25 protein-coding genes and 1 other annotated feature are annotated in these 22,854 nt (G+C 42.0%); all 25 genes read right to left on the minus strand.

Annotated features, from left to right (window positions below):
• Positions 1–3: 3 nt before the first annotated feature.
• The 25 genes from rplV to rae1 all read right to left on the minus strand — a co-directional run bounded on the left by rplV (position 4) and on the right by rae1 (position 22,852).
• Positions 4–345, minus strand: a complete 342-nt coding sequence (gene rplV / locus C6Y01_RS18020) for a 50S ribosomal protein L22 (RefSeq protein ID WP_007496316.1) — start codon at positions 343–345, stop codon at positions 4–6.
• A 17-nt stretch (positions 346–362) separates the two neighbouring features.
• Entirely contained in the window at positions 363–641 is a 279-nt protein-coding gene (rpsS, locus tag C6Y01_RS18025; RefSeq protein ID WP_003216920.1) for a 30S ribosomal protein S19, read from the minus strand.
• Positions 642–698: 57 nt separating this feature from the next.
• Entirely contained in the window at positions 699–1,532 is an 834-nt protein-coding gene (rplB, locus tag C6Y01_RS18030) for a 50S ribosomal protein L2 (protein WP_007496314.1), read from the minus strand.
• Positions 1,533–1,560: 28 nt separating this feature from the next.
• On the minus strand, positions 1,561–1,848 hold the full coding sequence (rplW, locus tag C6Y01_RS18035; RefSeq protein WP_003217016.1) for a 50S ribosomal protein L23: 288 nt from the start codon (positions 1,846–1,848) through the stop codon (positions 1,561–1,563).
• The gene (rplD, locus tag C6Y01_RS18040) at positions 1,848–2,471 is read right to left on the minus strand and encodes a 50S ribosomal protein L4 (RefSeq protein WP_007496312.1); all 624 of its coding nucleotides are present in this window, start codon (positions 2,469–2,471) and stop codon (positions 1,848–1,850) included. The genes rplW and rplD overlap by 1 nt, the downstream gene beginning before the upstream one ends.
• A 27-nt stretch (positions 2,472–2,498) precedes the next feature.
• Positions 2,499–3,128, minus strand: coding sequence for a 50S ribosomal protein L3 (gene rplC, locus C6Y01_RS18045; protein WP_003217069.1), 630 nt, complete (start codon positions 3,126–3,128; stop codon positions 2,499–2,501).
• A gap of 37 nt (positions 3,129–3,165) precedes the next feature.
• A complete protein-coding gene (rpsJ, locus tag C6Y01_RS18050; RefSeq protein ID WP_003156464.1) occupies positions 3,166–3,474 on the minus strand; it encodes a 30S ribosomal protein S10 in 309 nt (102 codons plus the stop codon).
• Between the two features lie 218 nt (positions 3,475–3,692).
• Positions 3,693–4,652 (minus strand): alpha/beta fold hydrolase, encoded by a 960-nt coding sequence (locus tag C6Y01_RS18055; protein ID WP_106038588.1) that lies wholly within the window; start codon positions 4,650–4,652, stop codon positions 3,693–3,695.
• Positions 4,653–4,762: 110 nt separating this feature from the next.
• Positions 4,763–5,953, minus strand: coding sequence for an elongation factor Tu (gene tuf, locus C6Y01_RS18060; protein ID WP_034283892.1), 1,191 nt, complete (start codon positions 5,951–5,953; stop codon positions 4,763–4,765).
• A gap of 118 nt (positions 5,954–6,071) precedes the next feature.
• The gene (gene fusA / locus C6Y01_RS18065; RefSeq protein ID WP_034665610.1) at positions 6,072–8,150 is read right to left on the minus strand and encodes an elongation factor G; all 2,079 of its coding nucleotides are present in this window, start codon (positions 8,148–8,150) and stop codon (positions 6,072–6,074) included.
• A gap of 54 nt (positions 8,151–8,204) precedes the next feature.
• Positions 8,205–8,675, minus strand: a complete 471-nt coding sequence (gene rpsG / locus C6Y01_RS18070; protein ID WP_003216884.1) for a 30S ribosomal protein S7 — start codon at positions 8,673–8,675, stop codon at positions 8,205–8,207.
• 120 nt (positions 8,676–8,795) lie between these two features.
• Entirely contained in the window at positions 8,796–9,215 is a 420-nt protein-coding gene (gene rpsL / locus C6Y01_RS18075) for a 30S ribosomal protein S12 (protein WP_003216962.1), read from the minus strand.
• A 112-nt stretch (positions 9,216–9,327) separates the two neighbouring features.
• A complete protein-coding gene (locus tag C6Y01_RS18080) occupies positions 9,328–9,576 on the minus strand; it encodes a 50S ribosomal protein L7ae-like protein (protein ID WP_034665612.1) in 249 nt (82 codons plus the stop codon).
• A gap of 145 nt (positions 9,577–9,721) precedes the next feature.
• Positions 9,722–13,321, minus strand: coding sequence for a DNA-directed RNA polymerase subunit beta' (rpoC, locus tag C6Y01_RS18085; RefSeq protein WP_034665614.1), 3,600 nt, complete (start codon positions 13,319–13,321; stop codon positions 9,722–9,724).
• A 57-nt stretch (positions 13,322–13,378) separates the two neighbouring features.
• Complete coding sequence (gene rpoB / locus C6Y01_RS18090; protein WP_003217223.1) at positions 13,379–16,960, minus strand: DNA-directed RNA polymerase subunit beta; 3,582 nt, start codon at positions 16,958–16,960, stop codon at positions 13,379–13,381.
• A gap of 255 nt (positions 16,961–17,215) precedes the next feature.
• Complete coding sequence (locus C6Y01_RS18095) at positions 17,216–17,821, minus strand: class I SAM-dependent methyltransferase (RefSeq protein WP_106038589.1); 606 nt, start codon at positions 17,819–17,821, stop codon at positions 17,216–17,218.
• A 96-nt stretch (positions 17,822–17,917) separates the two neighbouring features.
• Complete coding sequence (gene rplL, locus C6Y01_RS18100) at positions 17,918–18,283, minus strand: 50S ribosomal protein L7/L12 (protein WP_003216952.1); 366 nt, start codon at positions 18,281–18,283, stop codon at positions 17,918–17,920.
• Positions 18,284–18,324: 41 nt separating this feature from the next.
• Positions 18,325–18,825: a 50S ribosomal protein L10 gene (gene rplJ, locus C6Y01_RS18105; protein WP_106038590.1), complete on the minus strand. Its 501-nt coding sequence runs from the start codon at positions 18,823–18,825 to the stop codon at positions 18,325–18,327.
• 69 nt (positions 18,826–18,894) lie between these two features.
• Positions 18,895–19,035 (minus strand) — a sequence feature (ribosomal protein L10 leader region).
• A 48-nt stretch (positions 19,036–19,083) separates the two neighbouring features.
• Positions 19,084–19,782: a 50S ribosomal protein L1 gene (gene rplA / locus C6Y01_RS18110; protein ID WP_034665623.1), complete on the minus strand. Its 699-nt coding sequence runs from the start codon at positions 19,780–19,782 to the stop codon at positions 19,084–19,086.
• Positions 19,783–19,881: 99 nt separating this feature from the next.
• Entirely contained in the window at positions 19,882–20,307 is a 426-nt protein-coding gene (rplK, locus tag C6Y01_RS18115) for a 50S ribosomal protein L11 (RefSeq protein ID WP_003216956.1), read from the minus strand.
• Positions 20,308–20,478: 171 nt separating this feature from the next.
• Positions 20,479–21,012, minus strand: a complete 534-nt coding sequence (nusG, locus tag C6Y01_RS18120; RefSeq protein WP_003217197.1) for a transcription termination/antitermination protein NusG — start codon at positions 21,010–21,012, stop codon at positions 20,479–20,481.
• A 170-nt stretch (positions 21,013–21,182) separates the two neighbouring features.
• Positions 21,183–21,359 carry a preprotein translocase subunit SecE gene (gene secE, locus C6Y01_RS18125; protein WP_003216942.1) on the minus strand — a complete coding sequence of 59 codons (177 nt, stop codon included), beginning with the start codon at positions 21,357–21,359 and terminating at the stop codon, positions 21,183–21,185.
• Positions 21,360–21,393: 34 nt separating this feature from the next.
• Entirely contained in the window at positions 21,394–21,543 is a 150-nt protein-coding gene (gene rpmG, locus C6Y01_RS18130; protein WP_012008694.1) for a 50S ribosomal protein L33, read from the minus strand.
• Between the two features lie 76 nt (positions 21,544–21,619).
• Positions 21,620–22,276, minus strand: a complete 657-nt coding sequence (gene sigH / locus C6Y01_RS18135; RefSeq protein WP_003217132.1) for an RNA polymerase sporulation sigma factor SigH — start codon at positions 22,274–22,276, stop codon at positions 21,620–21,622.
• A gap of 63 nt (positions 22,277–22,339) precedes the next feature.
• A complete protein-coding gene (gene rae1 / locus C6Y01_RS18140) occupies positions 22,340–22,852 on the minus strand; it encodes a ribosome-dependent mRNA decay endonuclease Rae1/YacP (RefSeq protein ID WP_034665628.1) in 513 nt (170 codons plus the stop codon).
• Positions 22,853–22,854 lie beyond the last annotated feature (2 nt).

Here is a 22,854-nt window from a genome sequence, read left to right on the forward strand (position 1 = left end):
GGATTATCCCTCCTTCTTTTCTGATACAACGATTGTAATGTGGCTAGTACGTTTGTTAATTGCGCTCGCACGACCCATAGCACGTGGACGGAATCTCTTAAGTGTTGGACCTTCGTCAACGAATGCTTGAGTAATCACTAGGCTGTTAGCGTCCAACTCGTAGTTGTGCTCAGCGTTTGCGATAGCAGATTTTAATACTTTTTCAATAATTGGTGAAGCAGCCTTAGGTGTAAGGTTTAAGATAGAAACTGCTTCTCCTACTTGCTTACCTCGGATCAGGTCCATTACTAGACGTGCTTTACGAGGAGCAATACGGACTGTTCTTGCGACAGCTTTAGCTTGCATTTAAAAGCCTCCTCTCATTAGCGTCTTGTTTTTTTATCGTCACTAGCATGACCTTTGTAAGTACGGCTTGGTGCGAATTCGCCCAATTTGTGACCTACCATATCTTCAGAAATGAAAACAGGTACATGTTTGCGTCCGTCATAGACAGCGATTGTGTGACCGATGAATTGTGGGAAAATTGTAGAACGACGAGACCAAGTTTTTACGACTTGCTTTTTGTCAGTTTCATTCAATTTCTCGACTTTAGCCATCAAATGATCATCAACAAATGGTCCTTTTTTTAAGCTGCGAGCCATTGTGGAACCTCCCTTCGTGATTGAACTACGGTCCTAAATGAACCGTAGACAACCCCGTTACTTGTTTTTACGACGACGTACAATGAATTTATCAGACTTGTTGGTTTTCTTACGAGTCTTGAATCCAAGAGTCGGTTTACCCCATGGAGACATTGGTGATTTACGTCCGATTGGAGCGCGTCCTTCACCACCACCGTGTGGGTGATCGTTAGGGTTCATTACAGAACCACGAACTGTTGGGCGTACGCCTTTCCAGCGAGAACGTCCAGCTTTACCGATGTTAATTAATTCGTGTTGCTCGTTTCCAACTTGACCGATAGTCGCACGGCAAGCAGAAAGAATCATGCGAACTTCTCCTGAGTTCAAACGTACAAGAACGTATTTACCTTCTTTACCAAGAACTTGAGCAGAAGTACCAGCAGAACGAACTAATTGTCCACCTTTACCTGGTTTTAATTCAATGTTATGCACAACTGTACCAACTGGGATGTTGATAAGTGGAAGAGCATTACCTGGTTTGATGTCAGCTTCTGGTCCAGAAGTAACTTCAGTACCAACTTGGATTCCTTTCGGAGCAAGAATGTAACGTTTCTCACCATCTGCATAGTTTACAAGAGCGATGTTCGCTGAACGGTTTGGATCATACTCGATTGTAGCAACGCGTCCAGGTATACCGTCTTTATCACGCTTAAAGTCGATGATACGGTATTGACGTTTATGACCGCCACCTTGATGACGAACAGTCAATCTACCTTGGTTGTTACGTCCGCCTTTTCTGTGAAGCGGTGCAAGCAACGATTTTTCTGGTTTGTCAGTCGTGATTTCAGCAAAATCTGAAGTAGTCATGCCACGACGACCATTACTGGTTGGTTTATACTTTTTAATCGCCATTTTGAATTTCCCTCCTTCTTTTTAAGATTTACGCTTCAAAAATTTCGATTTCTTTGCTGTCAGCAGTTAATTTCACGATCGCTTTTCTGCGACGGCTAGTCATACCAGTGTAGCGTCCAACGCGTTTAGATTTTCCTTTGTAGTTTTGAACGTTGACTTTCTCAACTTTCACTCCAAAGATTTCTTCAACAGCGTCTTTCACTTCTGTTTTGTTAGCTCTGACATCAACTTCGAACGTGTACTTCTTCTCTGTCATTAGATCAGCAGAACGTTCAGTAATGATAGGGCGCTTTAGAACATCACGAGGATCTTTCATTATGCAAGTCCCTCCTCTACTTTTTCAACCGCTGCTTTAGTGATCAGAAGTTTGTCGTGGTTGACAACGTCAAGAACGTTGATACCGTTAGCTTCAACAACTGTTACTCCAGGGATGTTACGAGCAGATAAAGCAACTGTTTCGTTTGCATCCGCAGTGACGATCAACGCTTTCTTCTCAACAGATAATCCTTTAAGGATGCCTGCGAATTCTTTCGTTTTCACTGCATCAAGAGTCAAATCTTCAAGAACGATGATGTTGTTGTCGATTACTTTAGAAGACAATACTGACTTGATAGCCAAGCGGCGAACTTTTTTAGGTAATTTATATGAATAACTGCGTGGTGTTGGACCGAATACGATACCGCCTCCGCGCCATTGTGGTGAACGAATAGAACCTTGACGAGCACGACCTGTACCCTTCTGTCTCCAAGGCTTACGACCTCCGCCACGTACTTCAGAACGAGTTTTTACTTTATGAGTTCCTTGACGTAAGGAAGCTCTTTGCATAAGAATAGCATCGAATACTACGCTTTCGTTTGGCTCGATTCCAAACACAGAAGCGTTTAATTCGATTTCACCGTTAGTAGAACCGTTTTGGTTAAATAATGCTACTTTTGGCATGACTTGTTTCCTCCTTTCCTAAGAGAGTTATTTAGATTTAACTGCACTCTTTACAGTTACTAGAGATTTTTTAGCTCCTGGTACATTTCCTTTGATCAATAGAAGATTGCGTTCTGCATCAACTTTAACGATCTCAAGGTTTTGGACAGTGATTTGCTCTCCGCCCATACGACCTGGAAGAAGTTTACCTTTGAATACTCGGTTTGGATCAACAGGTCCCATTGAACCAGGACGACGGTGGTAACGTGAACCGTGAGTCATTGGTCCGCGTGATTGTCCGTGGCGCTTGATAGCCCCTTGGAATCCTTTACCTTTTGATGTTCCTGTTACATCTACGATATCTCCATTTGCGAAAATATCAACTTTGACTTCCTGACCAACTTCATACGCATCTAACTCCGCACCGCGTAATTCTTTTACGAAGCGCTTAGGAGCAGTTTCCGCTTTAGCAACGTGGCCCTTCTCTGGTTTGTTAGAAAGCTTTTCACGTTTGTCGTCAAAACCGATTTGGATTGCTTCATAGCCATCCGTGTCAGCAGTCTTCTTTTGAAGAACAACGTTAGCAGCAGCCTCAACAACAGTTACAGGGATAAGATCACCGTTTTCTGCGAATACTTGCGTCATACCAATTTTTCTACCTAAGATTCCTTTGGTCATTAGTCACACCTCCTATAATATGTGTTTTCTATTTGAATTAAAGTTTGATTTCGATATCTACACCAGATGGTAAATCTAAACGCATAAGTGCATCAACTGTTTGCGGAGTTGGATTCACGATGTCGATTAGACGTTTGTGAGTACGCATCTCAAATTGCTCACGAGAATCTTTGTACTTATGCACCGCACGAAGGATTGTGTAAACTGATTTTTCAGTTGGAAGCGGGATTGGACCAGATACACTAGCACCAGAACGCTTAGCCGTTTCAACAATCTTCTCAGCAGATTGATCAAGAATTCTATGATCATATGCTTTTAAACGAATACGAATTTTTTGTTTTGCCATTATTTTCCCTCCTTTTCGCCTACTTACGTTAGACAGTTCTCCGTGAGAAAAACCTGATCACCTTGCCATGGCAAAGCGGCCGGGTGTGTCAGCAACCTCTCACTTCATCGCAGTCAAAGACCAACATGCACTATTGTACCAAATTGGCCTGCGTGTTGCAATAATAAATCGGATAAATTTATGATTTGCACACTTTTCATATTATACAGGGGTTCAGCCTATAAATCAAGCTTTCCCTGAAGATGATGTACAGCAGTCTTTTTTATGGTACGGATGAATTTTTCTGGTTCTTCTAGGTGCGGGGAATGTGCAGATTCTTTAAAGGTGAACCATTCTTTGATTGGTGCTGTTAATTGATCAACATATGGTTTTGATACAGCAGCTGGTGTAATCATGTCATATTCTCCAATGATAAAGTAGCAAGGTATTAATATAGTAGAAACTCGGTATTCAATGCTCTCATTCATCAATTCATCCCATAGCATGTCCTGACTAAACTTCTGTCCTTTAAGGAACTTCCACTTATCTTTCAGCTGATATTCCTTACTAAAAAGAAATCCGCGCAGCATTTGAATAAGCGGCCTCCACCTATGTGTGAGACCTACGCTTCCGAGCTCTTTATAGAGAGAGAACAGAGCATGAGCTGATATTCGTTTCCACGGAGGAGGCGTCAGTAATCGCAGGCACCAAGTAAACATCCGATTCCGATGGTATTTCTCCAAAAGGAGCTCGTACGACACAATATCTTCTTTTAATACATCTACTACCTGACTAATTCCATAATAAGCATGATATAGATCTGGACGCTTATGTACTGCTTGTATGGCGATTAATGATCCCCATGAATATCCTGCGATGTACAATTTTGATTGACCTAGATATGAAAGGACTTTCTCTGTCAGTTCAATCGTATCTTCAATAAATTGCTGAATGGTCATGGAAGTATCGGGAAGATTCTTTTGATAGGAAAGTCCTGCACCTCGCTGATCCCAATGAACTACTGTAAAATCTTGATTAAGTTCCTCATGAAACGAGTCGATATAGCTGATTTGAGCGGAGCCGGGCCCACCGTGTAAAAATAAAAGAACAGGCTTCGCTTCATTTGTGTGATCTTCTTTGATCATAATCCATTGGTCAACCCCGCCGATTAACCATTTCTTCAAATATATCTTCGTCATTCCAGTGATCCTCTCGGTTCCAATTAGATTCTATAGCTTATAGTAGCCGTTCTGATCTGGAAAAGCAAAAAAAGAGACCCTTTTGCAAGGAGTCTCTTTTATATGTTTTATTACTTAATGATAGTTGAAACGACGCCAGAACCTACAGTACGTCCACCCTCACGGATAGAGAAACGAGTTCCTTCTTCGATAGCGATAGTAGAGATAAGTTCAACTTCCATCTCAGTGTTATCGCCAGGCATTACCATTTCAGTACCTTCTGGAAGATGTACGATACCAGTTACGTCAGTTGTACGGAAGTAGAACTGCGGACGGTAGTTAGCGAAGAATGGAGTATGACGTCCACCCTCTTCTTTAGAAAGTACATAAACTTCAGCTTTGAAACGGCTATGTGGAGTGATTGTACCTGGTTTAGCAAGTACTTGACCACGTTGGATATCTTCACGAGATACACCACGAAGTAGTGCACCGATGTTGTCACCAGCTTCAGCATAGTCAAGAAGCTTACGGAACATTTCAACACCTGTAACAGTTGTTTTACCGTTTTCTTCTTGAAGACCGATGATTTCAACTTCGTCACCGACTTTAACTTGTCCACGCTCAACACGACCAGTAGCAACTGTTCCACGACCAGTGATTGAGAATACGTCCTCAACTGGCATCATGAATGGCTTCTCAGTGTCACGCTCTGGAGTTGGGATGTACTCATCAACCGCATCCATAAGTTCAAAGATTTTTGCTTCGTAATCAGCATCACCTTCAAGAGCTTTAAGAGCAGAACCTTTGATAACAGGTACATCGTCACCAGGGAAGTCATAGTCAGAAAGAAGGTCACGAACTTCCATTTCAACAAGTTCAAGTAACTCTTCATCGTCAACCATGTCACATTTGTTAAGGAATACTACGATGTATGGTACACCTACGTTACGAGAAAGTAGGATGTGCTCACGTGTTTGTGGCATTGGACCATCAGCAGCAGATACTACTAAGATCGCGCCGTCCATTTGAGCAGCACCAGTGATCATGTTTTTAACATAGTCAGCGTGTCCTGGGCAGTCTACGTGTGCATAGTGACGAGTTTCAGTTTCATACTCAACGTGTGCTGTTGAGATTGTGATTCCACGCTCGCGCTCTTCTGGAGCACCATCGATTTGGTCATAAGCCATAGCCGTACCTTTACCAGATTTCTTATGAAGAACTGTTGAGATAGCAGCAGTTAGAGTTGTTTTACCATGGTCAACGTGTCCAATTGTACCAATGTTAGCATGCGATTTGGAACGGTCGAATTTTTCTTTAGCCATTCTAAAAATCCTCCTTAAAGGTTCATTGTATTTGGTATAGAGTGATAGAAAGTGAAGAGTTACCTCTCACTTTCTGATCTTCAATAGTAGTTATACTTTAGTTTAAAGGCAAAATCAATTATTCACCTTTATTTTTTTTGATGATTTCTTCACTGATGCTCTTAGGCACTTCTTCGTAGTGATCCATGTGCATAGTGAAAGTACCGCGTCCTTGTGTATTAGAACGGAGTGCAGTTGCATATCCGAACATTTCAGAAAGTGGAACCATTGCGCGAACAACTTGAGCGTTACCGCGAGCTTCCATACCTTCTACACGTCCACGACGAGATGTGATATCACCCATGATGTCTCCCATGTATTCTTCAGGGATAACGACTTCCACTTTCATCATTGGCTCAAGTAGAACTGGGTTACATTTGCTGACAGCATTTTTCAATGCCATAGATGCAGCAATTTTAAACGCCATTTCGTTAGAGTCAACATCGTGGTAAGATCCATCAAATAATTTTGCTTTGATGTCGATTAATGGGAATCCAGCTAATACACCATTTTCAAGTGAATCTTCAAGACCTGCTTGAATAGCTGGAATGTATTCACGAGGTACAACCCCACCGACGATTGCATTTTGGAATTCGAAGCCTGCGCCTTCTTCGTTTGGTTCGAATTCGATCCAAACGTGTCCGAACTGACCACGTCCACCAGACTGACGTACGAATTTACCTTCAACTTTTGCACCAGAACGGAATGTTTCACGGTACGCAACTTGAGGAGCTCCTACGTTAGCTTCAACCTTGAACTCACGCTTCATACGGTCAACAATGATATCAAGGTGAAGCTCACCCATACCAGAGATGATCGTTTGACCAGTTTCAGTGTTTGTTTGTGTACGGAATGTTGGATCCTCTTCAGCTAGTTTAGCTAAAGCGATACCCATTTTATCTTGGTCAGCCTTAGACTTAGGCTCGATTGCTACATCGATAACTGGCTCTGGGAATTCCATAGACTCAAGGATAACAAGACTTTTCTCGTCACAAAGAGTGTCACCAGTTGATGTATCTTTAAGACCTACAGCTGCTGCGATATCCCCTGCATATACAGTAGAGATTTCTTCACGGCTGTTTGCGTGCATTTGAAGGATACGTCCAACACGTTCACGCTTGTTCTTAGAAGAGTTCTTCACGTAAGAACCAGAATCAAGTGTTCCAGAGTATACACGGAAGAAAGTTAGTTTCCCAACATAAGGGTCAGTCATTACTTTAAAAGCAAGGGCTGCGAATGGTGCGTCATCAGTAGACTCACGCACAACCTCTTCATTTGAATCTGGCAAGGTACCTTTGATTGCAGCAACATCAGTTGGTGCAGGAAGGTAATCAAGCACAGCGTCAAGTACAAGCTGAACACCTTTGTTTTTGAAAGCAGATCCAACAAGAACTGGATAGAATTCAACATTCAACGTTCCTTTACGGATTGCAGCTTTCAATTCAGGAATTGTAATTTCTTCACCCTCAAGGTATTTTTCCATAAGCTCTTCGTCAAGCTCAGCGACAGCTTCAATTAGGCTGTTGCGAAGCTCTTCAGCTTTGTCTTTATACTCAGCAGGGATTTCTTGTGCATCAGAGCGAGTTCCAAGGTCATCTTCGTAGAAGTATGCTACGTTTTCTACAAGGTCGATGATTCCTTCGAATTGATCTTCAGCGCCGATCGGCAATTGAATTGCATGAGCGTTCGCTTGAAGACGATCTCTTAATGTGCCTACAGAGTAAAGGAAGTCCGCACCTGTTTTATCCATTTTGTTAATGAATACGATACGAGGTACTCCGTAAGTTGTTGCTTGGCGCCAAACTGTCTCAGTTTGTGGCTCTACACCTGATTGTGCATCTAGAACAGTAACCGCACCATCAAGTACACGTAAAGAACGTTCAACTTCAACTGTGAAGTCTACGTGTCCTGGTGTATCGATGATGTTTACACGGTAACCTTTCCATTGTGCTGTAGTAGCAGCAGAAGTGATTGTAATACCACGTTCTTGCTCCTGCTCCATCCAGTCCATTTGGGAAGCTCCTTCGTGAGTTTCGCCAATTTTATGGATACGACCAGTGTAGTATAAGATACGCTCAGTCGTTGTCGTTTTACCGGCATCGATGTGAGCCATGATACCAATATTACGAGTTTTGTCTAAGGAGAACTCTCTTGCCATTGGGTAATTTCTCCTTCCTTATTAGGGAATAGTTTTTTTAGTTTGGTATAAATCCTACCAGCGGTAGTGAGCGAATGCTTTGTTCGCTTCTGCCATTTTGTGTGTATCTTCACGTTTCTTAACAGCAGCACCAGTGTTGTTAGCTGCGTCAAGGATTTCGTTAGCAAGACGCTCTTCCATCGTTTTTTCTCCACGAAGACGAGCGTAGTTTACTAACCAGCGAAGACCTAAAGTAGTACGACGGTCTGGGCGAACTTCTACAGGAACTTGGTAGTTGGCTCCACCTACACGACGTGCTTTAACTTCAAGAACTGGCATGATGTTTTTCAAGGCTTGTTCGAAAACCTCCATCGCTTCATTACCAGTACGTTCTTTGATGATATCAAATGACTTGTAGAGAATTGTTTGTGACTTTCCTCTTTTACCGTCGATCATCATTTTGTTGATCAAACGAGATACAAGTTTAGAATTGTAAATTGGATCTGGCAATACGTCTCTTTTTGCTACAGGACCTTTACGTGGCATCTGATAGCCTCCCTTCTCATTTAAAAGGATTTCTATCTGTCTCTCATCTCAATATCATTGTCAGTTGCCTGACTCCACTGATCTGATATCAACTTCTAAAAACCCTTATGTTTGTTTGTATTATTTGCTTTGTTTAGGGCGTTTTGTTCCGTATTTAGAACGTCCTTGCATACGACCGTCAACTCCGGCAGTATCAAGCGCACCACGAACGATGTGGTAACGTACACCCGGTAAGTCTTTTACACGTCCGCCACGGATAAGTACTACACTGTGCTCTTGTAGATTATGTCCGATACCAGGAATGTAAGCTGTTACCTCAATCAGGTTAGACAAACGTACACGAGCATATTTACGTAGTGCTGAGTTTGGTTTTTTCGGTGTCATTGTACCGACACGAGTACAAACCCCGCGCTTCTGTGGAGATGTTACGTTAGTGTGCTCTTTTTTGAAACTGTTGTATCCTTTGTTAAGTGCAGGAGACTTTGAGTTTTCAACTTTACTCACGCGTCCTTTGCGTATTAGCTGATTAATTGTAGGCATGTTGTTATTCCTCCCTTCGTTGCTTTTTTTATAACCCACATACCCAGGTGGTTCATCAAAAGGCAAAAAACAATGCTTTTGCATTTACACATGCAAAAACAAAACAAGTACGCTATAACATAATGGCAACAGCTGCTGCCCCAACTTCAATTCCGCAGGCTTTGCCGAGCTTTTTCATGGAATCTACCACTAAAATGTCTACACCCTTCTCTTGCGCTAGTTTTATTACACTAGCTGTTAAAGCAGGATCAGCATCTTTCGCTACGACGATTTCCTTTACTGAATCTCGTTTCAGAGCTTTTACTGTTTGCTTCGTACCAATAATAATGGATTGAGCCTGTGATACTTTATCATAAGACATCGAATATCCTCCAAAGTAACAGGTTTTATTTTGAGCACCTTGGTTATATTATCATCATGGCAGAAGGATGTCAATATCATATGACAGATTATCTTGACATCCTTCACCATTTTTTGATGATTTTATAGGAATCTCACGAGAAAGATTACTCTACAGGAACCATATCGTCAGACGGCTGCACTTGTGAAACCGGCTTAACTTTACGGTAGTTTGGCATTCCTGTTCCAGCTGGAACAAGTTTACCGATGATAACATTCTCTTTCAAGCCAAGCAGTTCATCACGTTTTCCTTTGATCGCCGCATCTGTTAGGACACGAGTCGTTTCTTGGAAGGATGCCGCAGACAAGAATGAGTCTGTTTCAAGCGATGCTTTTGTAATACCAAGAAGAACTGGACGGCCTGTTGCAGGACGTTTGCCTTCGAATAGTACTTTTTTGTTCGCTTCAGTGAATTGATGTACATCCAGAAGTGTGCCTGGTAATACATCTGTATCCCCTGCATCAGCGACACGCACTTTACGAAGCATTTGGCGAACCATTACCTCAACGTGCTTATCTCCGATTTCTACCCCTTGCATACGATATACTTTTTGTACTTCATGAAGCAGATATTCTTGAACAGCTGTCATGTCAGTCACTTTAAGAAGTTCTTTCGGATCGATCGAACCTTCTGTCAGTACTTGACCACGAGTGACTTTGTCACCTTCAACAACTTTCAGACGCGCATTGTAAGGAGCTGTGTAAGAACGAGTTTCAACGTCGCCTTGAACCACAATTTCCTGCTGCTTGTCACGAACATCGTTAATTTCAGCAACGACACCATCAATTTCAGAAATGGTCGCTTGCCCTTTCGGATTACGCGCTTCAAATAGCTCTTGGATACGAGGTAAACCTTGTGTGATATCGTCTCCTGCTACCCCACCGGTGTGGAACGTACGCATTGTAAGCTGTGTTCCTGGCTCACCGATTGATTGAGCAGCGATGATTCCAACTGCTTCACCGACTTCAACGTCAGTACCAGTTGCAAGGTTACGGCCGTAGCATCGTTTACATACACCATGAGGCGTGTTACATGTAAATGCAGAACGGATCCATACTTCCTCAATTCCTGCTTCAACTACTTCAAGTGCTTTATCTTCATCAATTAGTTCGTTTTCGTCCACAATGACTTCGCCCGTTTCAGGATGAACAATTGGTTTTCTTGCAAAACGTCCGATCAGACGTTCTTCAAGCTTCTCAATAATTTCATTTCCTTCTCTAATGGACTTCGCCAAGATACCACGGTCTGTACCGCAATCTGTTTCACGGATGATAACATCCTGTGCAACATCGACGAGACGACGCGTAAGGTAACCTGAGTCAGCTGTTTTAAGGGCTGTATCGGCAAGACCTTTACGCGCTCCGTGAGTGGAAATAAAGTATTCCAATACGGTTAAACCTTCACGGAAACTAGATTTAATCGGAAGTTCAATGATACGTCCAGCCGGGTTGGCCATCAGACCACGCATACCAGCCAGCTGAGTGAAGTTAGATGCGTTACCACGCGCTCCAGAGTCACTCATCATGTAGATTGGGTTGACTTCATCAAGGGACTTCATCAGTTTACCTTGGATGACATCTTTAGAAGAACTCCAGATCGAAATGACTCTCTCGTAACGCTCTTCTTCAGTAATCAAACCACGTCTGAATTGCTTCAAGACGTTATCTACTTTTGCTTGTGCTTCTTCGAGGATCTTCTGCTTATCATCTAATACGACGATGTCAGACACACCAACCGTAATACCCGCTTTAGTAGAGTATTTGAAACCAAGATTTTTCATGCGATCAAGCATTTTAGATGTCTCAGTGATATGGAATCTCTTAAAGATTTCCGCAATGATTTTACCTAAAATACCTTTTTTGAACGGCGCATTGATTTCTTGTTTCTCGATCGCAGCTTTGACATCCTCACCTTTTTCAAGGAAGAAGCGGTCAGGCGTTTTTTCTTCAATATTGCTCTTTGTCGGCTCATTCATGTAAGGGAATGATTCCGGTAAGATTTCGTTAAAGATCAGTTTTCCGACTGTTGTAATCAACAATTTAGAACGCTGTTCATCAGTGAATGTCACATTCTTCAACGAGCTAGCTGCAACAGCTACACGTGTATGAAGATGCACATACCCATTTTGATAAGCTAGAAGGGCTTCGTCAGTATCTTTGAAGACCATACCTTCTCCGATAGCACCTTTACGCTCAAGTGTAAGGTAGTAGTTACCAAGCACCATATCCTGAGATGGCGTAACAACAGGTTTTCCATCTTTCGGGTTCAAAATGTTTTGAGCAGCAAGCATTAAGATACGAGCTTCAGCTTGAGCCTCAGCAGATAATGGTACGTGAACCGCCATTTGGTCACCGTCAAAGTCAGCGTTGTAGGCTGTACATACAAGTGGATGCAGACGAATTGCGCGTCCTTCCACAAGTGTAGGTTCAAACGCTTGAATACCAAGTCTGTGAAGAGTCGGTGCACGGTTTAGTAAGACTGGGTGCTCACGAATAACTGATTCTAAAACATCCCATACTTCCGGCTGCACGCGCTCAATTTTACGCTTCGCACTCTTGATGTTGTGAGCTAAACCTTTTTCAACAAGCTCCTTCATCACGAATGGTTTGAATAATTCAAGAGCCATTTCTTTCGGAAGTCCACACTGATACATTTTCAAATGAGGTCCTACGACGATAACGGAACGTCCAGAATAGTCAACACGTTTACCGAGCAAGTTTTGACGGAAACGTCCTTGTTTCCCTTTCAGCATATGAGAAAGAGATTTCAATGGTCTATTTCCTGGTCCTGTTACTGGTCGGCCTCTACGTCCATTATCAATCAAGGCATCGACAGCTTCTTGAAGCATACGCTTCTCGTTCTGAACGATGATGCTTGGCGCACCAAGATCTAATAAACGTTTCAGACGATTGTTACGGTTGATAACACGACGATAAAGGTCGTTTAAGTCAGAAGTAGCAAAACGTCCACCATCAAGCTGGACCATTGGACGTAATTCTGGCGGAATAACCGGAAGTACATCAAGAATCATCCATGATGGTTTGTTTCCTGAGTTACGGAAGGCTTCTAGCACTTCAAGGCGTTTAATCGCACGTGTACGACGCTGTCCTTGAGCAGTTTTCAGCTCTTCTTTCAGTGTATCTACTTCTTTTACAAGATCGATATCTTGAAGAAGTTTATTGATTGCTTCTGCACCCATAGCTGCTTGGAACGTATTACCGTATTTATCTAAATAAGCACGGAATTCCTTCTCAGAAAGAAGTTGTTTCTTCTCAAGCGGTGTGTTGCCCGGATCTGTTACAACGTAAGAAGCGAAGTAAATCACTTCTTCTAACGCACGTGGTGACATATCAAGAACAAGACCCATACGGCTTGGGATACCTTTGAAATACCAAATGTGGGAAACTGGGGCAGCCAGTTCGATATGCCCCATTCTCTCACGACGGACTTTTGCCCGTGTTACTTCTACACCACAACGGTCACATACAACACCCTTATAACGAACGCGTTTATACTTTCCACAATGACATTCCCAGTCTTTTTGCGGTCCGAAGATACGTTCACAAAAGAGACCATCTTTTTCAGGTTTCAGTGTACGATAGTTAATCGTTTCAGGCTTTTTCACTTCACCAAAAGACCAAGAACGGATTTTATCAGGTGATGCGAGACCGATGTTCATATACTCAAAATTGTTCACATCTAGCAAGGGGCCTACCTCCCTTTTAATCTTCGGGTTATACCCTAGTCACTTGCTCTAATCGTTTCATTCTTTTGTGACTGCGTCACGTTCAAGATCGACAGGTGCGAGGTCTGCAGCATCTTCGTCATTAGATAACGCTAATCCGTCTGCTTTCTTCGTTTCCTCATCGTCTTCTAAATCTCTCATTTCTATCTCTTCTTCATCGCCAGATAGGATTTTGACATCCATACCTAAACTTTGAAGTTCTTTAATTAACACTTTGAATGATTCAGGGACACCTGGTTCAGGGACGTTATCCCCTTTGACGATGGCCTCGTATGTTTTCACACGACCTACAACGTCATCCGATTTAACTGTTAAGATCTCTTGAAGTGTGTATGCTGCACCGTAAGCTTCAAGCGCCCATACTTCCATCTCTCCGAAACGCTGACCACCAAACTGGGCTTTACCGCCAAGTGGCTGCTGCGTAACAAGTGAGTATGGTCCAGTTGAACGAGCGTGAAGTTTATCGTCAACCATGTGAGCCAGTTTGATCATGTACATGATTCCGACTGATACACGGTTATCGAATGGTTCACCAGTTCGACCGTCATAAAGGACTGTTTTTGCATCACGGGACATACCTGCTTCTTCAAGCGTTTCCCAAACATCTTCCTCGCGCGCACCATCAAATACTGGTGACGCAATGTGGATGCCAAGGTAACGTGCAGCCATACCCATATGAAGCTCAAGTACCTGACCGATGTTCATACGAGATGGTACCCCTAGAGGGTTTAACATGATATCAATCGGTGTTCCATCTGGAAGATACGGCATATCTTCTTCTGGAAGGATTTTAGAGATAACCCCTTTGTTACCATGTCGTCCGGCCATTTTGTCACCTTCAGAAATTTTACGCTTCTGAACGATGTATACGCGGACTAACTGGTTTACACCTGGAGGTAATTCATCTCCATCTTCACGGTTAAAGACTTTGACGTCGTGGATAATTCCGCCGCCGCCGTGTGGAACACGTAGAGACGTATCACGCACTTCACGAGCCTTTTCACCGAAGATTGCATGTAATAGACGTTCTTCAGCTGTTAGTTCTGTTACACCTTTAGGCGTTACTTTCCCTACAAGAAGGTCTCCGTCTTTTACTTCTGCACCAATACGGATGATTCCGCGCTCGTCAAGGTTGCGTAAAGCATCTTCCCCAACGTTTGGAATATCACGAGTGATTTCTTCCGGTCCAAGCTTTGTATCACGAGCTTCTGATTCATATTCTTCAATATGAATAGACGTGTAGACGTCATCTTTTACAAGGCGCTCACTCATGATGATCGCATCCTCGTAGTTATAACCGTCCCAAGTCATGAAGCCGACCATGACGTTACGTCCTAGAGCCAATTCACCTTTTTCCATTGAAGGACCGTCTGCAAGGATTTCTCCTTTTACGACTTCATCTCCAACACTTACGATTGGACGCTGGTTGTAGCAAGTCCCTTGGTTAGATCGGACAAATTTCAGCAAGCTGTATTTGTCTAGATTTCCTTTGACTTGTTGTCCGTCAACGTCTTCATAGCGGCGAACCCAAATATTTTTCGCTTCAACACGTTCTACAACACCAGGGTAGCGGCAGATAACAGCAGCACCAGAGTCTTTCCCTGATACATACTCCATACCTGTACCAACAATCGGTGATTCCGGCTGCATCAAAGGCACAGCCTGACGTTGCATGTTCGCTCCCATTAGAGCACGGTTAGAGTCATCGTTTTCTAAGAATGGGATACATGCTGTCGCTGCAGAAACAACCTGCTTTGGCGAAACGTCCATGTAGTCAACGCGGTTTCGAGGAACAACTGTGTTTTCCCCTCTGAAGCGAGCAATGATATTATCATCGATAAACGAACCATCTTCACCTAATATAGCATTCGCTTGTGCTACAACGTAGTTATCCTCTTCATCAGCAGTTAAGTAATCGATTCTCGGTGTCACTTTACCTGTTTCAGGGTCAACCCGGCGGTAAGGTGTTTCAATAAAGCCGAAGCGATTCACTTTTGCAAATGAAGATAGAGAGTTGATCAAACCGATGTTTGGACCCTCTGGTGTTTCAATCGGACACATACGGCCATAGTGAGAGTAGTGAACGTCACGAACTTCCATTCCTGCACGCTCACGTGTCAAACCACCCGGTCCAAGCGCCGACAGACGACGTTTGTGCGTCAATTCAGCAAGCGGGTTTGTTTGATCCATGAACTGAGAAAGCTGAGAGCTACCAAAGAACTCTTTGATAGAAGCGATCACAGGACGGATGTTGATCAGCTGCTGAGGTGTGATCGTGTTTGTGTCTTGGATCGACATTCTTTCACGAACAACACGCTCCATTCTGCTTAAACCAATACGGAATTGGTTTTGCAGAAGCTCACCTACAGAACGCAGGCGACGGTTACCAAGGTGATCGATATCATCTGTGTCACCTACACCATGAAGAAGGTTGAAGAAGTAACTGATCGATGCAATGATGTCAGAAGGCGTGATGTTTTTCACAGCTTCCTCTACGTATGCATTCCCGATCACGTTGATCACTTGCTCGCCTTCTTGATCAGACGGTGCATAAATCTTAATAGATTGAAGTTCTACTTCATCTTCTACTACGCCACCATTTGGATAAAGCTTTCTAAATCCGATGCCGTTTTCTAAGTATGGAAGAACTTTATCAAGAACTCTTCTGTCTAAAATTTGACCTTTTTCTGCTAGAATTTCACCTGTTTCAGGGTCAACTAACGTTTCAGCCAATTTTTGATTGAACAGTCTATTTTTAATATGAAGCTTTTTATTAATCTTGTAGCGTCCAACATTAGCTAGGTCATATCTCTTCGGATCGAAGAAGCGAGAGTCTAGCAGGCTTTTCGCATTTTCAACAGTTGGCGGCTCTCCAGGACGGAGGCGCTCGTAGATTTCGAGAAGTGCTTTATCCGCATTCTCTGTATTGTCTTTTTCCAGCGTGTTGCGTAAGTATTCATTCTCGCCAATGAGGTCAAGAATCTCTTGATCAGAGCTGAAGCCGAGAGCACGCAAAAGAACCGTAACCGGCAACTTACGTGTGCGATCGATGCGTACATAGACTACATCCTTCGCATCAGTTTCGTATTCTAACCATGCGCCACGGTTTGGAATGACAGTCGCAGTAAAACCTTTTTTACCGTTTTTGTCTACTTTACCACTGAAATATACACTTGGAGAACGCACTAACTGAGAAACGATTACACGTTCCGCACCGTTAATGATAAAAGTACCTGTGTCTGTCATGATTGGGAAATCACCCATGAACACATCTTGGTCTTTTACTTCTCCAGTTTCTTTGTTAATTAAACGAACTTTTACTCTTAGTGGAGCAGAGTAAGTTACATCACGTTCTTTTGATTCTGCTACAGGATACTTAGGATCCCCTAGGCTGTAATCAATGAATTCAAGAGAAAGGTTACCAGTAAAATCCTCAATTGGGGATATATCTTGAAACATCTCTCTAAGACCCTCATCAAGAAACCACTGATAAGAAGAGGTTTGAATTTCAATGAGATTTGGTAATTCTAACACTTCGCTTATGCGTGCGTAGCTTCTGCGCTGGCGGTGTCGTCCATACTGAACTAGTTGACCTGTCAACTGATTCACCCCTCAAATCATGCGTATTATATGTGTAAAAAGTATTTCAGCCTTTCAAATGTCAGTAAAGAAATACTTTTACAAGACAAAAGAAAAAAGGGTTTCTAAAATAAGAAAACCACATCCAAAAACAAATACCGATTTTATTAGTTTTCCCAAGTATGCATAATTTATACAAAATAGTTGTTTTTTAAGCCTATCAAGCAAAATATACACATTGGCATTTTATAATGTTAACACAGCTAGGAAACTGCGTCAAACTTTTTTAGCTTTGATAATATAGTAGCCCTTTTTTTTCAATACAACCTCGACTTCTCCAAAGAGCTGTTCTAATTTTTCAATCGCAGATGGTCCGCCCTGCTTTTTCTGAATAACCACCCACAACTCACCTTCCGGCAATAAATGATCAGCACTTTTTTCAAAGATCGCATGTACAACTTTCTTCCCTGCCCGTATTGGGGGATTGGTCAGTATAGAGGCAAAAGCAGCTGATGAATGAACATTCGAGAACAAATCACTTTGATAGATGCGGACATTATCAATGCGATTATGTTTAGCGTTTTCCTTTGAAAGTTCGACTGCTCTTTCGTTCACATCAATCATATGAATGGTGCGGCTCGTCATTTCGTTTGCTAACGATAAGCCAATCGGTCCATAACCGCAACCGACATCTAAGACATCGCCATCCACGTCAGGTTCTTCAAAAGCTTCAATTAAAAGCCTTGAACCAAAGTCGACTTCTTTCTTAGAAAACACTCCACTGTCACTTGTAAAAGTAAAGGTACGGTTTCTCAAGGTGAAGCCCCATGTCTGTTTATTGCTTTTCACTGATGGCTTTTCCGTATAATAGTGGTCACTCATGATGAATGGACCTCCTCTGGATTCAATCGTTTCAGGAGAATAGAAAAGAAAAAGCCCGCCAGTAAAAGCGAGCTTTCCCAAAAGATTAGGCGAAGATTACTTAACTTCTACAGAAGCGCCAACTTCTTCAAGCTTAGCTTTAAGTTCTTCAGCTTCTTCTTTAGCAATACCTTCTTTAAGTGGTTTTGGAGTGTTGTCAACAAGTTCTTTAGCTTCTTTCAAGCCAAGACCAGTGATTTCACGAACCACTTTGATAACTTTGATTTTTTGGTCTCCAGCACCAGCAAGTACTAGATCAAAATCAGTTTTCTCTTCAGCAGCGGCACCACCAGCTGCAGCTACAGCTACAGGAGCAGCAGCAGTTACGCCAAATTCTTCTTCGATTGCTTTTACTAAGTCGTTTAACTCAAGTACAGTTGCTTCTTTAACTGAAGCAATGATTTCTTCGATATTTAAAGCCATTTGTAATTCCTCCATTTTAAGTTTTTTACGTTAAGTACGCATTAAGCGCCTTGTTCTTCTTTTTGTTCTGCAACTGCTTTAGTAGCAAGAGCAAGGTTACGAACTGGAGCTTGAAGAACGCTAAGCAACATAGAAAGTAAGCCTTCGCGAGACGGAAGTTCCGCAAGAGCCTTCACTTCTTCTACAGTCGCTACGTTTCCTTCGATGACACCAGCTTTGATTTCTAAAGCTTCGTGGCTTTTCGCAAATTCGTTGATGATTTTCGCAGGTGCGATAACATCTTCGTTACTGAATGCGATAGCGTTTGGACCTGTTAAGAAATCGTTTAAACCCGTTAGTTTAACTTGTTCAACTGCACGGCGAGTCAAAGTATTTTTGTAAACTTTGAATTCTACGCCAGCATCACGAAGCTGTTTACGAAGTTCAGTCACTTCAGAAACTGAAAGACCACGGTAATCTACAATTACAGTAGACATACTGTCTTTAAATTTAGAAGTAATTTCATCAACGACAACTTTTTTAGTATCGATTGCATTGCTCATGGTTACACCTCCTGTACATTCTTTGTGTAACACTTATACCGATCAGGCCATCACGTTCCTAACGAACGGTTCTCCATATAAAAAGCCTCCATTAAGACATGGAGGCTGTATATACAAGCATACGTTAACGTAAGACTGTGACATATACACCTCGGCGGGTTAATTAAGCCATAAGGCCCCTGCTGTCTACGGTATAAATGGACATATTCTATTTTACAACATTTTGATATTATCAAAACGATTGTGATAAGTCAAGATTTATTTTGCAGAGAAAGAAGATGGATCCACTTTCACGCCAGGGCCCATAGTAGTTGTAACAGAAACGTTTTTCACGTATACACCTTTAGCCGCTGCAGGTTTTGCTTTAAGGATTGTATCATAGATTGTTGCAAAGTTCTCAACAAGCTTTTCGTCCTCGAAAGAAACCTTTCCGATTGGCGCGTGGATGTTACCAGCTTTATCAACGCGGTATTCTACTTTACCAGCTTTGATTTCATTGATTGCTTTTTCTACTTCGAATGTAACAGTTCCTGTTTTAGGGTTTGGCATAAGACCTTTTGGTCCAAGTACACGACCGATCTTACCAACTTCACCCATCATGTCAGGTGTTGCAACGATCACATCGAATTCGAACCAGCCTTGTTGGATTTTAGTGATGTAATCAGAATCTCCAACGTAGTCTGCTCCAGCAGCTTCTGCTTCTTTTGCTTTTTCGCCTTTAGCGAACACAAGAACGCGTTGAGTTTTACCAGTTCCGTTAGGAAGTACAACTGCACCGCGGATTTGTTGATCGTTTTTACGAGGGTCTACGCCCAAACGAAAAGCAACTTCTACAGTCGCATCAAATTTCGCTGTATTTGCTTTTTTTGTAAGAGAAACAGCTTCAGCTACATCATACGCTTTAGTACGTTCGATCAGCTTAGCAGCTTCTACATACTTTTTACCTTTTTTAGCCATTATAAAAATCCTCCTTATGTGGTTTTAGCGGAATAACCTCCCACGAATAAGGGTTGCGAACTTGTCAAAACCAAACTCGCAACCCAACAAGACAATAAATTAATCTTCGATGACAATACCCATACTGCGTGCAGTACCTTCAACCATGCGCATAGCTGATTCAACGCTAGCAGCGTTTAAGTCAGGCATTTTTGTTTCCGCGATTTCGCGTACTTTATCACGCTTAACAGTTGCCACTTTATTACGGTTAGGTTCACCAGAACCAGACTCAATACCAGCTGCTTTTTTAAGTAAAACTGCAGCAGGTGGAGTTTTAGTAATAAATGTAAATGAACGGTCTTCAAAAACCGAAATTTCAACAGGAATGATAAGACCAGCTTGGTCAGCTGTACGAGCATTAAACTCCTTACAGAATCCCATGATATTAACACCGGCTTGACCTAGTGCAGGTCCAACTGGTGGAGCTGGGTTAGCTTTTCCAGCAGGAATTTGCAATTTAACAACTTTAACTACTTTTTTAGCCACGAGACACACCTCCTTAAAGTCCGTGATGTGGTAATAGGGGAATCCCCCTCCCACTCAACAACTTCATTCTTTATATGAATGACGAAATAACTAGCTAGCGATCTTGAGCGAACTCAAGACGTACCTTTGCTATATTACCACTTCTATACACTCATTTCAAGCTCTTTTGAATTACAATTTATCGATCTGCGTGAACTCAAGTTCCACGGGTGTTTCTCTACCAAACATATTAACGAATACTTTGACTTTGCTTTTATCGTAATCAATCTCTTCGATAGAGCCTGTGAAGTTAGCAAATGGTCCGTCGATTACCTTGACTGTTTCTTTCAATTCAAAGTCGATTTCTGTTTTGCGTTCTTCAAGACCCATTCTCTTCAGAATGGTTTCGGCTTCGCCTGGCAGCAGCGCTGTCGGCTTTGAGCCTGATCCAGCTGATCCAACGAATCCTGTGACACCTGGTGTATTACGAACAACATACCAAGAGTCGTCAGTCATCACGATTTCCACTAGGACATAGCCAGGGAATACTTTCTTTTTGACGACTTTTTTCTTACCATTTTTAATATCTGTTTCTTCTTCTTCTGGTACGACAACGCGGAAGATTTTATCCTGCATGCCCATTGATTCAACACGCTTTTCCAAGTTTGCTTTTACTTTGTTTTCATAGCCAGAGTACGTATGCACAACATACCAATTCTTTTCCATTTCGTTCAGGACTATTCAGTCCTTCCCTCCCCACATTTCGTAATGTCTATTTGACGAATCTCGAGTACCGGTAAATATTTTCAAGCAATTGAAAAAACCCGTAAAACGGGTTTTTTGGCAAGTCATATTATGATCTATTATAGCACGTTCAGCAGACCATTATTCAAGTATTAATGAATTAATTCGATTAATTGTGAGATTCCTATATCAAGAAAAGAGAAAAAGATTGCAAAGAATACGACTGTTAAAATAACCGTGATTGTGTAGCGAATCATTTCGTTTTTCTTTGGCCAGCTGACCTTTTTCATTTCTTTCCCGACACTTTTTAAGAAACTGATAATACGCATGTAAATGACCTCCACAGATTAAAGAACGCAAATCTTACTTCGTTTCTAAATGTGTTTTATGTGAATTACAAGTCTTGCAATATTTCTTAACTTCTAATCTTTCAGCTGCTGAAGCATCACTTTTCATTGTCGTATAATTGCGGCTTCCGCAGTCTTTACAGGCTAGAGTAATCTTTTTCCTCATATTTACACCTATTTTCTCGACATCATTTCCTTAGTACCTTATCACAGTGTCGAAAAAGCTGTCAATATAGGTTTGATTAGAGACTAATCTCGCGAAGCTCTAAATATTTCTCTAATTTTCTCTTTACTCTTTGGAGTGCGTTATCAATTGATTTCACATGACGGTTTAAATCTTCAGAAATCTCTTGATAGGATCTGCCATCAAGGTAAAGCACAAGTACCTTTCTTTCCAGCTCACTTAGTAGTTCCCCCATTTTCATTTCAATATCATCAAATTCTTCTTTGCTAATGATTAAATCTTCTGGGTTAAGCGCTTTAGCACCGGAAATGACGTCCAACAATGTTCTGTCTGATTCTTCATCATATATTGGCTTGTCTAATGATACATAGGAATTTAACGGGATATGTTTTTGGCGAGTAGCTGTTTTAATTGCGGTGATAATTTGGCGGGTAATACATAATTCTGCAAAAGCCTTAAATGAAGTAAGCTTGTCCTCTCTGAAATCGCGGATAGACTTATAAAGTCCGATCATCCCCTCTTGGACAATGTCCTCTCGATCCGCTCCAATCAAGAAATAAGATCTTGCTTTTGCACGTACAAAATTGCGGTATTTCGTTATTAAGTAATCTAGCGCATCACTATCTCCGACATGAACCCTTTCAATGACTTGTTCATCTTCCAACTGGCAAAATTGCTCTCTGATGGATTTATCCTTGCTGTTGTTTAGATTCACTTCGATCCCCCCGACCGCACCTAGATAGAAATATTATACATTAATGGTTGAAATATCGTCAAGCTATTCCAGATTCCCACGCCGCCATTTTTCAAACGTTTTCAATACATCTTCTGACAATTCAATCTTGGATACTGGTTTATCAGAAGTAATCTTTTTGACTCTCGTCTCTATCTTTCGTTCGATCACTTCAATCTCTCTCAAAAGCTCTCGAGCCGACTTCCGAAGAGCTCCTTGTCCAAAAATTGCCCATTGTTCTGTGAAGTCTGAGGTCGCCACATGAATTTGCGTCCGAACATTATTCAAATCCTGGGCCAGCTTTTCAATCCGCTCATCAGCTGTTTCATTCTCTCTCGTAAAGATGACCTCTACTCGGTGGTTGATCCGCTTTTTTTCGATTCCTTTGACCATATGGGCATCGAATACGACAATGACTCGATACCCTGTGTATGCTTGATATTCTGCTAAATTTTGAATCAGTACGTCTCTGGCTTCTTCAAAGCTGTTTTCCTTTAAGTGCTGCAGCCGAGGCCATGCACCTATCATGTTGTATCCATCGACTAAGAGGATGTCCATCT

This window comes from Bacillus sp. NMCC46 (genome assembly GCF_002998465.1).
In the GTDB taxonomy this organism is placed as follows: domain Bacteria; phylum Bacillota; class Bacilli; order Bacillales; family Bacillaceae; genus Bacillus.

What these genes read in the sequence shown, in the direction of transcription:
- rplV (WP_007496316.1), bottom strand. Translation starts at nt 345, where the DNA reads ATGCAAGCTAAAGCTGTCGCAAGAACAGTCCGTATTGCTCCTCGTAAA.
- rpsS (WP_003216920.1), bottom strand. Translation starts at nt 641, where the DNA reads ATGGCTCGCAGCTTAAAAAAAGGACCATTTGTTGATGATCATTTGATG.
- rplB (WP_007496314.1), bottom strand. Translation starts at nt 1,532, where the DNA reads ATGGCGATTAAAAAGTATAAACCAACCAGTAATGGTCGTCGTGGCATG.
- rplW (WP_003217016.1), bottom strand. Translation starts at nt 1,848, where the DNA reads ATGAAAGATCCTCGTGATGTTCTAAAGCGCCCTATCATTACTGAACGT.
- rplD (WP_007496312.1), bottom strand. Translation starts at nt 2,471, where the DNA reads ATGCCAAAAGTAGCATTATTTAACCAAAACGGTTCTACTAACGGTGAA.
- rplC (WP_003217069.1), bottom strand. Translation starts at nt 3,128, where the DNA reads ATGACCAAAGGAATCTTAGGTAGAAAAATTGGTATGACGCAAGTATTC.
- rpsJ (WP_003156464.1), bottom strand. Translation starts at nt 3,474, where the DNA reads ATGGCAAAACAAAAAATTCGTATTCGTTTAAAAGCATATGATCATAGA.
- C6Y01_RS18055 (WP_106038588.1), bottom strand. Translation starts at nt 4,652, where the DNA reads ATGACGAAGATATATTTGAAGAAATGGTTAATCGGCGGGGTTGACCAA.
- tuf (WP_034283892.1), bottom strand. Translation starts at nt 5,953, where the DNA reads ATGGCTAAAGAAAAATTCGACCGTTCCAAATCGCATGCTAACATTGGT.
- fusA (WP_034665610.1), bottom strand. Translation starts at nt 8,150, where the DNA reads ATGGCAAGAGAGTTCTCCTTAGACAAAACTCGTAATATTGGTATCATG.
- rpsG (WP_003216884.1), bottom strand. Translation starts at nt 8,675, where the DNA reads ATGCCACGTAAAGGTCCTGTAGCAAAAAGAGACGTATTGCCAGATCCA.
- rpsL (WP_003216962.1), bottom strand. Translation starts at nt 9,215, where the DNA reads ATGCCTACAATTAATCAGCTAATACGCAAAGGACGCGTGAGTAAAGTT.
- C6Y01_RS18080 (WP_034665612.1), bottom strand. Translation starts at nt 9,576, where the DNA reads ATGTCTTATGATAAAGTATCACAGGCTCAATCCATTATTATTGGTACG.
- C6Y01_RS18095 (WP_106038589.1), bottom strand. Translation starts at nt 17,821, where the DNA reads ATGAGTGACCACTATTATACGGAAAAGCCATCAGTGAAAAGCAATAAA.
- rplL (WP_003216952.1), bottom strand. Translation starts at nt 18,283, where the DNA reads ATGGCTTTAAATATCGAAGAAATCATTGCTTCAGTTAAAGAAGCAACT.
- rplJ (WP_106038590.1), bottom strand. Translation starts at nt 18,825, where the DNA reads ATGAGCAATGCAATCGATACTAAAAAAGTTGTCGTTGATGAAATTACT.
- rplA (WP_034665623.1), bottom strand. Translation starts at nt 19,782, where the DNA reads ATGGCTAAAAAAGGTAAAAAGTATGTAGAAGCTGCTAAGCTGATCGAA.
- nusG (WP_003217197.1), bottom strand. Translation starts at nt 21,012, where the DNA reads ATGGAAAAGAATTGGTATGTTGTGCATACGTACTCTGGCTATGAAAAC.
- secE (WP_003216942.1), bottom strand. Translation starts at nt 21,359, where the DNA reads ATGCGTATTATCAGTTTCTTAAAAAGTGTCGGGAAAGAAATGAAAAAG.
- rpmG (WP_012008694.1), bottom strand. Translation starts at nt 21,543, where the DNA reads ATGAGGAAAAAGATTACTCTAGCCTGTAAAGACTGCGGAAGCCGCAAT.
- rae1 (WP_034665628.1), bottom strand. Translation starts at nt 22,852, where the DNA reads ATGGACATCCTCTTAGTCGATGGATACAACATGATAGGTGCATGGCCT.